Annotated in this window: 10 protein-coding genes; 6 read left to right on the top strand and 4 right to left on the bottom strand. The window is 63.3% G+C overall.

Annotated features, from left to right (window positions below; genetic code table 11):
* Positions 1-42 precede the first annotated feature (42 nt).
* From gcvT to gcvP, 3 genes are all read left to right on the top strand, one after another.
* A complete protein-coding gene (gene gcvT / locus UW3_RS0104940; RefSeq protein WP_010221180.1) occupies positions 43-1,125 on the top strand; it encodes a glycine cleavage system aminomethyltransferase GcvT in 1,083 nt (360 codons plus the stop codon).
* 46 nt (positions 1,126-1,171) lie between these two features.
* A complete protein-coding gene (gcvH, locus tag UW3_RS0104945) occupies positions 1,172-1,555 on the top strand; it encodes a glycine cleavage system protein GcvH (RefSeq protein WP_010221181.1) in 384 nt (127 codons plus the stop codon).
* Positions 1,556-1,634: 79 nt separating this feature from the next.
* Positions 1,635-4,508 carry an aminomethyl-transferring glycine dehydrogenase gene (gcvP, locus tag UW3_RS0104950; protein WP_010221182.1) on the top strand — a complete coding sequence of 958 codons (2,874 nt, stop codon included), beginning with the start codon at positions 1,635-1,637 and terminating at the stop codon, positions 4,506-4,508.
* Between the two features lie 43 nt (positions 4,509-4,551).
* On the opposite strand, the gene UW3_RS0104955 is transcribed toward gcvP, so the two are convergent.
* The 3 genes from UW3_RS0104955 to UW3_RS0104965 all read right to left on the bottom strand — a co-directional run bounded on the left by UW3_RS0104955 (position 4,552) and on the right by UW3_RS0104965 (position 7,058).
* Complete coding sequence (locus tag UW3_RS0104955) at positions 4,552-4,869, bottom strand: DUF2388 domain-containing protein (RefSeq protein WP_010221183.1); 318 nt, start codon at positions 4,867-4,869, stop codon at positions 4,552-4,554.
* Positions 4,870-4,958: 89 nt separating this feature from the next.
* Positions 4,959-6,656 carry a GspE/PulE family protein gene (locus tag UW3_RS0104960; protein ID WP_010221184.1) on the bottom strand — a complete coding sequence of 566 codons (1,698 nt, stop codon included), beginning with the start codon at positions 6,654-6,656 and terminating at the stop codon, positions 4,959-4,961.
* Positions 6,657-6,737: 81 nt separating this feature from the next.
* The gene (locus UW3_RS0104965) at positions 6,738-7,058 is read right to left on the bottom strand and encodes a hypothetical protein (RefSeq protein ID WP_010221185.1); all 321 of its coding nucleotides are present in this window, start codon (positions 7,056-7,058) and stop codon (positions 6,738-6,740) included.
* Positions 7,059-7,183: 125 nt separating this feature from the next.
* On the opposite strand from UW3_RS0104965, the gene UW3_RS0104970 reads away from it, so the two are divergent.
* The gene (locus UW3_RS0104970; RefSeq protein WP_010221186.1) at positions 7,184-7,654 is read left to right on the top strand and encodes an Lrp/AsnC family transcriptional regulator; all 471 of its coding nucleotides are present in this window, start codon (positions 7,184-7,186) and stop codon (positions 7,652-7,654) included.
* Positions 7,655-7,657: 3 nt separating this feature from the next.
* On the opposite strand, the gene UW3_RS0104975 is transcribed toward UW3_RS0104970, so the two are convergent.
* A complete protein-coding gene (locus UW3_RS0104975) occupies positions 7,658-9,025 on the bottom strand; it encodes a CYTH domain-containing protein (RefSeq protein WP_010221187.1) in 1,368 nt (455 codons plus the stop codon).
* Between the two features lie 126 nt (positions 9,026-9,151).
* Here UW3_RS0104975 and argE point away from each other — a divergent pair, with 126 nt between their 5' ends.
* Both argE and argA read left to right on the top strand, forming a co-directional pair.
* Positions 9,152-10,309 carry an acetylornithine deacetylase gene (gene argE, locus UW3_RS0104980; RefSeq protein ID WP_010221188.1) on the top strand — a complete coding sequence of 386 codons (1,158 nt, stop codon included), beginning with the start codon at positions 9,152-9,154 and terminating at the stop codon, positions 10,307-10,309.
* 115 nt (positions 10,310-10,424) lie between these two features.
* On the top strand, positions 10,425-11,260 hold an 836-nt coding region (argA, locus tag UW3_RS29260; protein WP_010221189.1), incomplete at its 3' end, for an amino-acid N-acetyltransferase.

The following is an 11,260-nucleotide window of genomic DNA, read 5'->3' on the forward strand; positions in this document are numbered from 1 at the left end:
TGCCAGCCGCCGTAGCCTCGCCACGCCCGGAAGGAGAAACCCATGGGACAGCGTACGCCTCTTTATGACCTGCACTTGGCCCTTGGCGCCAAGATGGTCGATTTTGGCGGTTGGGATATGCCCCTGCATTATGGTTCGCAAGTCGAGGAGCACCATCAGGTGCGCCAGGCCTGCGGCGTATTCGATGTATCCCATATGACCGTGATCGATGTTCGCGGTGCCCAGGCCGGCGTCTGGCTGCAGCATGTGTTGGCCAACGATGTCGATCGTCTGAATGCCACCGGCAAGGCCCTGTACAGCACCATGCTCAACGAGCAGGGCGGGGTTATCGATGACATGATCGTCTACCGCTGCGACGACGGTTACCGGCTGGTGGTCAACGCCTCGACCCGCGACAAGGACCTGGCCTGGCTGCAGGCACGGATGATCGGTTTCGAGGTCGAACTGAGCGAGCGCCCGGAGCTGGCCATCCTGGCCATCCAGGGCCCGCAAGCACGGGAAAAGGTCGCTGAACTGGTGACCGCCGCTCGCGCCGCGCTGATCCGTGAACTCAAGCCCTTCGAAGGCCTGGCCGACGGTGACTGGTTCATCGCCCGCACCGGTTACACCGGTGAGGATGGCCTGGAAATCATCTTCCCGGCGCTACAGGCCCCGGCGTTCTTCAACGACCTGGTCGGCGCCGGCATCGCCCCGAGCGGTCTCGGCGCGCGCGACACCCTGCGCCTGGAAGCGGGGATGAACCTGTATGGCCAGGACATCGACGAAGCCCACACGCCGCTGACCTCGAACCTGGGCTGGAGCATCGCCTGGGAGCCGGCTGAGCGTGATTTCATTGGTCGCAAAGGTTTGCTGAAAGAAATCGAGCATGGCGTCGAGCAGAAACTGGTCGGCCTGGTGCTCGAAGAACGCGGGGTTTTACGCGCGCACCAGGTGGTCCGCGTCGCCGGGATTGGCGAAGGGGAGATCACCAGTGGTAGTTTCTCTCCTACGCTGAGCAAATCCATTGCCCTGGCGCGGGTGCCGATGGCGACCGCCGATCGTGCCGAGGTAGAAATTCGTGGCAAGTGGTACCCGGTGCGGGTGGTCAAGCCGACCTTCGTGCGCCATGGCAAGATCCTGATCTGAACCTATTCTGGCGGGCCAACCGCTGACCCAATCGAGGACAACAATGATGAGCAATATCCCCGCCGACCTGCGTTTTGCCGAAAGCCACGAGTGGGCCCGGCTGGAAGCCGATGGCACCGTGACTGTCGGGATCAGCGACCATGCCCAGGAAGCCCTGGGTGACGTGGTGTTCGTCGAGCTGGCGGAAATTGGCAAGGTCTTCGCTGCCGGCGATGCGGCGGGCGTGGTCGAGTCGGTCAAGGCCGCTTCGGACATCTACGCACCGGTCAGCGGTGAAGTGATCGCAGTCAACGAGGCGCTGGCCGACAGCCCCGAGTCGCTCAACTCCGCGCCCTATGACAGCTGGATCTTCAAGCTCAAGCCAAGCGACAAGGCCGAGCTGGACAAACTGCTCGACGCCGCCGGTTACAAAGCCGCCATCGGCGAATAGTTTCACGCAAGCGGCAATCTCTTCCTAGACTCAATATGCCTCCAGCGCCCGAGGCTTGGTCGAGGAAGAGAGAGCCGCTATGTCCCAGTCGCCGTCCCTGAGCCAACTGCAAGACCGCAATCCTTTCCTGCGTCGCCACCTGGGGCCCGATGCCTCGGAGCAGCAGGCCATGCTCGCCACCCTCGGGGTTGGCAGCCGCCGCGAGCTGATCGAACAGACCGTGCCGCCGGGCATCCGTCTGAACCGGCCGCTGGAGCTTCCTGATGCCCTCGATGAGCAGGCCGCCCTGGCCAGGCTCAAGGGGTATGCCGAGCAGAACCAGGTGTGGACCAGCCTGATCGGCATGGGCTACCACGGTACCGTCACCCCCACTGTCATTTTGCGTAACGTCCTGGAAAACCCGGGCTGGTACACCGCCTATACCCCGTATCAACCGGAAATTGCCCAGGGCCGCCTGGAAGCCTTGCTCAATTTCCAGCAGATGATCATCGACCTCACCGGCCTGGACCTGGCGAACGCCTCGTTACTCGACGAAGCCACCGCTGCGGCGGAAGCCATGGCCCTGGCCAAGCGCGTGGCCAAGTCGAGAAGCAATGTGTTCTTCGCTGATGAACACTGCCACCCGCAAACCCTCTCGGTGCTGCAGACCCGTGCCGAGGGCTTCGGTTTTGAGCTGGTCATCGACGCTGTGGATAACCTCGCCAAGTACCAGGTATTCGGGGCTCTGCTGCAGTACCCCGACACCCATGGCGAAGTGCGCGACCTGCGCCCGCTGGTGACGCAGTTGCATGCCCAGCAGGCGCTGGCTTGCGTAGCGGCCGACCTGCTCAGCCTGGTGATGCTGATGCCGCCGGGCGAGCAGGGCGCCGACGTGGTGCTCGGCTCGTCCCAGCGTTTTGGCGTGCCCATGGGCTTTGGTGGCCCGCATGCGGCGTATTTTGCCTGTCGGGACGAGTTCAAGCGGGCCATGCCCGGGCGCATCATTGGCGTGTCCAAGGATGCCCGCGGCAACACTGCGCTGCGCATGGCCTTGCAGACCCGTGAGCAACACATTCGCCGCGAGAAGGCCAACTCCAACATCTGCACCGCCCAGGTACTGCTGGCCAACATCGCTGCGTTCTATGCGGTGTACCACGGCCCGGAAGGCTTGCAACGCATTGCCCAGCGCGTGCATGCGCTGACCTTCGTCCTCGCTGCGGGCCTGGAGAGCAAGGGCATCAAGCGGCTCAACGAACACTTCTTCGACACCCTGACCCTGGACGTCGGCGGTAGCCAGACGGCAATCATCGAAAGCGCCGAGGCGGCGCAGATCAACCTGCGGATTCTCGGCCGTGGGCAACTGGGCGTGAGCCTCGACGAGACCTGCGATGAAAGCACGGTCATGCGCCTGTTCGATATCTTCCTCGGTGCCGACCATGGCCTGGATATCGCCGCACTGGATGCCCTGGCGCAGCCTGAAGGCATTCCGCCGGCGCTGGTGCGGCGCTCGGCCTTTCTCAGCCACCCGGTATTCAACCTGCACCACAGCGAAACCGAGATGCTGCGTTACCTCAAGCAGCTGGAGAACAAGGACCTGGCGCTGAACCAGTCGATGATCCCGCTGGGTTCGTGCACCATGAAACTTAATGCCAGCAGCGAGATGATTCCGATCACCTGGCCCGGTTTTGCCCTGCTGCACCCCTTTGCGCCGGCTGCACAGGTGCAGGGTTACAAGGCGATGATCGACGAACTGGAAAGCTGGTTGTGTGCGATCACCGGCTTCGATGCCATCTGCATGCAGCCCAACTCTGGCGCCCAGGGCGAGTACGCCGGGCTGATGGCAATCGCCAAGTATCACCGCAGCCGTCACCAGCCCCAGCGCGATATCTGCCTGATCCCGGCCTCGGCCCACGGCACCAACCCGGCCTCCGCACAGATGGCCGGCATGCAGGTGGTGATCGTCGAGTGCGACCAGGCCGGCAACGTCGACCTGGCCGACCTCAAGGCCAAGGCGCAAGCAGCCGGCGAGAAGCTGTCGTGCCTGATGGCCACCTATCCATCGACACACGGCGTGTACGAAGAGGGCATCAGCGAGATCTGCGAAGTTATCCACAAGCACGGCGGCCAGGTGTACATGGACGGTGCCAACCTCAATGCCCAGGTCGGCTTGGCGCGGCCAGCGGATATTGGTGCCGACGTGTCGCACATGAACCTGCACAAGACGTTCTGTATTCCCCATGGCGGCGGTGGCCCGGGCATGGGCCCGATTGGTCTGCGGGCGCACCTGGCGCCTTTTGTGGCCAGCCATCCGGTGGTCCCGCTGCCCGGCCCGGACCCGCAAAACACGGCGGTCAGTGCTGCGCCCTGGGGCAGCGCGAGCATCTTGCCGATCAGCTGGATGTACATCGCCATGATGGGCCCGCAACTGGCCGATGCCAGTGAGGTGGCGATACTGTCGGCCAACTACCTGGCCGAGCAGTTGGGCGGTGCCTTCCCGGTGCTTTATCGCGGCCGGAACGAGCGGGTGGCACATGAGTGCATTCTTGACCTGCGTCCGCTGAAAGCCCTGACCGGCATTTCCGAAGAGGATGTGGCCAAGCGTTTGATGGACTACGGCTTCCATGCACCGACCATGTCATTCCCGGTGCCGGGCACTTTGATGGTCGAACCGACCGAGAGCGAATCCAAGGCCGAACTGGATCGCTTTGTCGAGGCAATGCTGAGCATTCGTGCCGAGATCCGCGAAGTTCAGGAAGGTAACTGGCCGGCAGAAGATAATCCGCTCAAGCATGCGCCGCATACGCTTGAGGATGTGCTGGGCGTGTGGGAGCGGCCCTACAGCATTGCCCAGGGCGTGGCGCCCAGTGCCCATGCGCGGATGCACAAGTACTGGCCGGCGGTGAACCGGGTCGACAACGTGTATGGCGACCGGAATCTGTTCTGTGCCTGTGTGCCGGTGGATGATTACCGCTGAGGCTTTGGTAGGAGGTGGGAGCGGATTCATCCGCTCCCACAGTTTACTCGCTGGCTACCGCGTTCTTGGCCAGGATCGCATTGGCCAGTTCCATGTCACTGACTTTCAGGCCCGGGTTGTCGGTGCGGACTTTCTGCATCGCCGCTTCCAGGTACGGGCCGCGAATCGCGCCTTCGCTGGCGACAAAGCTGCCGGCATCATCCTGGGCAGCCACGACCAGCTTGTGGTCCTTGGAGGTCAGGTAAGAGGACGCGGTGGTGGCGCCGGAAGAGATGACGTTGCGCCAGAAGGTATCGGCCATGGCAGATCCAACCGGCAGGGAGAGCAGGGCAAGGGTTGCGACTGCAAACTTGAAACGCATTAAGGTGACTCCAACTGAGGTGAACTGGGGCCTTTGATTGGGTTTATGTGGATCTAGTTCCCTGGCCAGATAAAGGTTTGGCACCTGCTTCAAGCGATGACGCGAAGCACTTCGGCCTCGGTTGTCTGCCCTGCGGCAACCTTCTCGGCGCCGCTGTGCTTGAGGCTGAGCATGCCCTCATCAAGCGCCAGTCGGCGCAAGGCGAGCAGATCGAGGTCGGGCTCGATTCGAGCTTTGAGTGCATCACTGATGCCCAGCAGTTCGAAGATCGCACTGCGACCGTGATACCCGGTCTGCCGGCATTCACCACAGCCCACCGCTTGATGGCTGTGCATCGGCGCTGTTGGCGCGGCCTTGCAATGGTCACACAGGGTGCGTACCAGGCGCTGGGCCATGACCCCGATCAGGCTGGCTTTAAGCAGATAGGGCGCAATGCCCAGTTCCAGCAAGCGGGTGATAGCGCTGCAGGCATCGTTGGTGTGCAGGGTCGAGAGCACCAGGTGCCCGGTCAGGGCGGCCTGGATCGCCACTTCAGCGGTTTCCAGGTCGCGTATCTCGCCGATCATGATGACATCCGGGTCCTGGCGCAGCAGCGCCCGGGTACCGGCGGCAAAGTCCAGGTTGATGGCCGGTTGTACTTGTAGTTGGTTGAACGCGGGTTCAACCATTTCGATCGGGTCTTCGACGGTACACAGGTTGATCTGCGGGGTGGCCAGGTGCTTGAGGCTGGCGTAAAGGGTGCTGGTCTTGCCCGAGCCGGTGGGCCCGGTGACCAGGATGATGCCGTGGCGCTGGCCGAGCATGGCCAGCCAGCGCTTGAGGTCGGCTGCGCCGAGGCCCAGTTGGGCAAAGTTCTGGTGCAGCAGCTGCGGGTCGAAGACTCTCAACACCAGCTTTTCGCCAAACGTGGTGGGCAGGGTCGACAGCCGTAGCTCGACCTCCTCGCCATCGGGCAGGCGGGTTTTGATCCGGCCATCCTGGGGGCGGCGTTTTTCCGCGACATTCATGCGCCCCAGGCTTTTCAGGCGGCTGACCACCGCCAGGGTCACCGGCGCCGGGAACTGGTAGACCGGGTGCAGCACGCCGTCGATGCGAAAACGCAACTGGCCCTGTTCACGTCGCGGTTCGAGGTGGATATCGCTGGCGCGCTGTTCGAAGGCGTACTGCAACAGCCAGTCAACGATGCTGACGATATGCGCATCGTTGGCTTGAACCTCGTTGGCGCGGCTGCCGACTTCAAGCAATTGTTCAAGATTGCCCGCCGCGATCGGTACCGACTGTTGCTGACTGGCGCCGCTGACCGATTGGGCGACCTGGAAGAACGTCTGGCTGAGCTGGCGGATCTGCACGGGGCTGGCCAGCACCCGCTTGATCGGCCGTTGCAGCGCCTGGGCCAGGTCCGCCTCCCAGGCGCGGACATAGGGCTGCGCGCTGGCCACGGTGACACCGCTGGCATCGGCGGCCACCGCGAAGATGCCGTGACGCCTGGCGAAGGCCGCGGACATCAGGCCGGTGAGCCGGGCAAGGTCGGTCTCCAGGGGATCGATACGCAGGTAAGGCTGGCCAGCCTGCTTTGGCTGCCACTGGCACAAGGCGTCCAGGTCCAGGCATTGGCCGGGATTGCGCAGGTCGGCAAGCTGCTGGCTGGCGATCCATTCGAGCGGGTGCTGGTCGTGCTGCAGCGGTGTGCAGTTGCTGCGATCGACCGCGCTGATGCGTTGTTCGGCGAGCAACTCGGCAAGCAAGGTGTCGAGGTCAAGCCAGCGATCTTCATTGGGGTTGGTCATGCGGGCTTCCTTGCCGCGCCGCCGACAGTGGTGGCCTGAGCAAGGTTAGCCGCTGAGCTGAGCCTTTCGCGAGAACAAGGGTTACCAGGCTTTACCGGGCTGGCTCAACTGCACCTCGGTTACGCAGATCAGGTTGCGCATTTTTTGTGCAATCAGCTCGGCGCGGTGCCAGCTCAGGCCGCTGATGCCGATCTCGACACTGAGCAGGTCATCCTGTTGCTCGACATTCAGCCGATGCGGCACCAGGAACTGCAGGGCAAACAGGTTGAGCACCCGGCACAGGCTGTCGGGCTCGGCCTCTACCTGCAGTTGGTAGCAGACATCACTGTGCGTGTTGCTGGCGGCCCAGACATCGGTGCGCAAGGGTGTGAGGGGGCTGTCCAGCCGTTCGAGAGCGCTCATGGGATTCTCCGAAGAAAGTGGAGAAATTTTTACATGCAGGTCAGGGTATTTCTTCTCTATGATCGTGCAATATTGCCACTTATTGAATAATTCAATTCGTAGCTATCCATTTTGGAGAAATAATCATGCATAGCGAGTTGGACGCCTATGACCGGCGCATCCTGGCCTTGTTGCAGGACGACGCCTCGCTCTCCAGTGCGCAGATCGCCGAGCGCGTGGGCTTGTCGCAATCGCCTTGCTGGCGGCGCATCCAGCGCTTGAAAGAGGAGGGGGTGATTCGCGCCCAAGTGACTCTGCTGGATCGCAAGAAGATCGGCTTGAACACGCAGATTTTCGCCGAGGTCAAACTCAACGCCCACGGGCGCTCCAACTTCACCGAGTTCACCGAGGCGATCCGCGGCTTTCCGGAAGTGCTGGAGTGTTATGTACTGATGGGCGCAGTGGACTTTCTGCTGCGTATTGTCACCCCGGACATCGAAGCCTACGAACGGTTCTTCTTCGAAAAGCTGTCGATGGTGCCGGGGATCCAGGAGGTCAACTCGACCGTGGCCTTGTCCGAAATCAAGTCCACGACGAGTCTGCCGGTACTGCCTTGAGCCTTACTTGCGCAGCAGGTGCTTCCAGCCACGGCTCTGGAACACGGCCATGGCCTGGTGGACGCGGGCTTCGAGCACTTCGTCGCTGATTGGCAGGTTGGCCAGTTCGTGCAACTTGTTCAGCTCGCCGAACAGGCGGTCCAGATCCGGGCTCTCCAGCACCTGGCGGGCGTGGTGCAGCCATGCCAGCAGGCGTTCGATGCGCGGCAGCTGCTCGGCCAGGTCTTCCGGCTGGCGATGGTACAGCGGCAGGTTCAGGGCCTTGGCTTCTTCGGCCAGCAGCACGTTCAGCCAGTTGGCCAGTTGTGCGGCGCCCTGGCGGTCGCCGCGCTTGTTGCGCTCGACGGTCCAGGCGCGGGCCAGCAGCCAGCGCGAGGTCTCCAGAGAGAACTGGCCCCAGCGGGTATCCAGCAACTCTTCGGCGAATTGCTCGGGTGCGGCACGGCGTACGTCTTCATCGTCAATACCGGCCAATACCAGCGGGCGCCAGTCTTCGAGCAGGGCGTCGAGGCTGTTGCGCAGCTCGCGGGTGCTGGCGCGTGGGCCGGCCTGGCCGAGGCTGCTGGCCAGGGCGCGCAGTTCCCAGAGGTTGTCGACCCAGTCCTGCAGCAGGCGCCAGTGGCCGTTGAAACGGTACTGTTCGGCCAGGCGCTGGCTGCTGCCGAGCAACTGCCAGGCCAGTGCGGCGAAGGCGTCGTCGAGGGACATCTGGGCGTTCAGTTCGGCGGCCGGCAGGCTCAGGGCGTAGCTGCCGGCGTCGAGCAGGCGATAACCGCGCTCGGCCTTGCTGATGTCACACGGCATCAGCGGCAACTTGGCCGACAGCTCGGCGGCCAGCTCCAGCAGGGCTTCGGGGGCGCCTTCGCGCAACTCGAGCTCCAGCTCGCAGATTTCTTCCTTGTGCTTGCCGGCAACCACGGTGCCGAGGTCCAGTGCGGCCTCGATCACCACCTTGGCCTTGCCGCGGCCCCAGGCGATTTCTGCGTACTCACGGGTGAAGTCAGTGGTGAACAGCGCCTTGATGGTTTTTTTGTCGACATCGGCCAGTTGCTCCGGCCAGCACTCGGCGTCGAGTTTTTTCAGGTCGAGCTTGGCCTTGGGCAACTGCCATTCGAACTCGTTGCGCTGGGACAGGCCGGCGACGCTCTGGCCGCGGGTCTTGAGGGTCTGGATGACCACATCGCCGTCGCGGCGCAGGCGCAGGGCAACCTTGGCGGCGGCCAGGTCGCGCTCCGGGGTATCGAAGTACTGGTTGAGCAGTTCGCGGCTTTGCCACCCGGACTTGTTGCGCTTGTTCAGCAATGGGTGTTCACGCAGGGCGGCGAGGGTCTCGCGGCTGACCCGCAGTTTGATTTCGGTTTCTTTATGCATTGCTGGGTAATCCAGGCTCGAATGACAGGGAGCGTCTTGGGGGTGCAGTGTACAGGAGTCGGCTCACGGCGGTTTATTCCCGGTGCCGGATGGCCCTATGATGAGCTTCGCCCAAGGAGAAAGCGCATGCCATTGCCATCGCTCAAAGAGCAGTTCGCCGCCCTGATCGCCGCGCCGTCGGTCAGTTGTACCCAGCCTGCTCTGGATCAGTCCAACCGCGCGGTGATCGACCTGCTGGCCGGCTGGCTGGGGGACCTGGGTTTTGCCTGCGACATTCAGCAGGTGAACCCGGGCAAGTTCAACCTGCTGGCAAGCTATGGCAGCGGCCCGGGCGGCCTGGTGCTGGCTGGGCACAGCGACACGGTGCCGTACGACCCCGAGCTGTGGCAGACCGACCCGCTCAAGCTGACCGAGGTCGACGGCCGCTGGGTAGGCTTGGGCAGTTGCGACATGAAGGGCTTTTTTGCCCTGGTCATCGAAGCCGTGCAACCATTGCTTGCCCATGACTTCAAGCAACCGCTGCTGATTCTCGCCACCTGCGACGAAGAAAGCTCGATGGCCGGCGCCCGTGCCCTGGCCGAGGCCGGGCGGCCCCTGGGCCGTGCGGCCGTGATCGGTGAGCCGACCGGGCTCAAGCCGATCCGCCTGCACAAAGGGGTGATGATGGAGCGCATCGACATTCTCGGGCGCAGCGGCCACTCGTCCGACCCGAGCCTGGGCCATAGCGCCCTGGAGGCCATGCACCAGGTCATGAGCGAGCTGATGAACCTGCGCCGGCAATGGCAGAAGGCATTCAACAACGCCCAGTTCAGCGTGCCGCAACCGACGATGAACTTCGGCTGTATTCATGGCGGCGACAACCCCAACCGCATCTGTGGCCAGTGCGCCCTGGAATTCGACCTGCGCCCGCTGCCGGGTATGGACCCGGAGGTGCTGCGCAGTGCCATTCGGCAAAAACTGGCGCCACTGGCCGAGCAGCACCAGGTGCGCATCGACTATGCGCCGCTGTTCCCCGAAGTGCCGCCGTTCGAGCAGGCCGCCGATGCGGAACTGGTACGGGTAGCCGAACGTCTTACCGGTCATCGCGCCGAAGCGGTAGCCTTTGGCACCGAAGCGCCTTATCTTCAGCGCCTGGGTTGCGAGACCCTGGTGCTCGGCCCCGGTGACATCGCCTGTGCCCACCAGCCGGGTGAATACCTTGAAATGTCACGCTTGCAGCCTACTGTGCGTCTATTGCGTGAGTTGATCGAACATTATTGCCTCAGCCCGGTAATTGCCCGCTGAGTTGAACCGTTTTGCAGAGGAGATTGCGCGTGACGCCAAGCCTGTTCCGACGATAACCCTTCGAGCGCTGTGTGCTTTCCCGTTCTTGTCCCTATTTTCTACAGGCTCTCCGGTTATGCCCGAATACGTCAATTGGCTGCGTCACGCTTCGCCTTACATCAACGCCCACCGCGACTGCACGTTCGTGGTCATGCTCCCCGGTGACGGGGTCGAGCACCCCAACTTCGGCAATATCGTCCACGACCTGGTGCTGTTGCACAGCCTTGGCGTGCGCCTGGTGCTGGTCCATGGTTCGCGTCCGCAGATCGAAAGCCGCCTGGCCTCCCGTGGCCTGACCCCGCACTACCACCGCGGCATGCGCATCACCGATGCCGCCACCCTGGAATGCGTGATCGATGCCGTCGGCCACCTGCGCATCGCCATCGAGGCGCGCCTGTCGATGGACATGGCCGCCTCGCCGATGCAGGGTTCGCGCCTGCGCGTGGCCGCTGGCAACCTGGTCACCGCACGGCCGATCGGCGTGGTCGAAGGTGTTGATTACCATCACACCGGCGAAGTGCGCCGGGTCGACCGCAAGGGCATCAACCGCCTGCTCGACGAGCGCTCCATCGTCCTGCTCTCGCCGTTGGGTTACTCGCCTACCGGCGAAATCTTCAACCTGGCCTGTGAAGACGTCGCCACCCGCGCCGCCATCGAACTGGGCGCCGACAAACTGCTGCTGTTCGGCGCCGAGCGCGGCCTGCTTGATGAACAGGGCCGGCTGGTGCGTGAGCTGCGTCCACAACAGGTGCCGGCGCACCTGCAGCGGTTGGGCAGCGATTACCAGGGCGAGTTGCTCGATGCCGCCGCCGAAGCCTGCCGTGGTGGTGTGGCGCGCAGCCATATCGTCAGCTATGGCGAAGACGGTGCCTTGCTCACCGAGTTGTTCACCCGTGATGGCGGCGGGACCCC

Origin of the sequence: Pseudomonas donghuensis (genome assembly GCF_000259195.1) — a bacterium.
Lineage (GTDB): Bacteria > Pseudomonadota > Gammaproteobacteria > Pseudomonadales > Pseudomonadaceae > Aquipseudomonas > Aquipseudomonas donghuensis.

What these genes read in the sequence shown, in the direction of transcription:
- argE (WP_010221188.1), top strand. Translation starts at nt 9,152, where the DNA reads ATGCCATTGCCATCGCTCAAAGAGCAGTTCGCCGCCCTGATCGCCGCG.
- gcvH (WP_010221181.1), top strand. Translation starts at nt 1,172, where the DNA reads ATGAGCAATATCCCCGCCGACCTGCGTTTTGCCGAAAGCCACGAGTGG.
- UW3_RS0104970 (WP_010221186.1), top strand. Translation starts at nt 7,184, where the DNA reads ATGCATAGCGAGTTGGACGCCTATGACCGGCGCATCCTGGCCTTGTTG.
- UW3_RS0104965 (WP_010221185.1), bottom strand. Translation starts at nt 7,058, where the DNA reads ATGAGCGCTCTCGAACGGCTGGACAGCCCCCTCACACCCTTGCGCACC.
- gcvT (WP_010221180.1), top strand. Translation starts at nt 43, where the DNA reads ATGGGACAGCGTACGCCTCTTTATGACCTGCACTTGGCCCTTGGCGCC.
- UW3_RS0104975 (WP_010221187.1), bottom strand. Translation starts at nt 9,025, where the DNA reads ATGCATAAAGAAACCGAAATCAAACTGCGGGTCAGCCGCGAGACCCTC.
- UW3_RS0104955 (WP_010221183.1), bottom strand. Translation starts at nt 4,869, where the DNA reads ATGCGTTTCAAGTTTGCAGTCGCAACCCTTGCCCTGCTCTCCCTGCCG.
- gcvP (WP_010221182.1), top strand. Translation starts at nt 1,635, where the DNA reads ATGTCCCAGTCGCCGTCCCTGAGCCAACTGCAAGACCGCAATCCTTTC.
- UW3_RS0104960 (WP_010221184.1), bottom strand. Translation starts at nt 6,656, where the DNA reads ATGACCAACCCCAATGAAGATCGCTGGCTTGACCTCGACACCTTGCTT.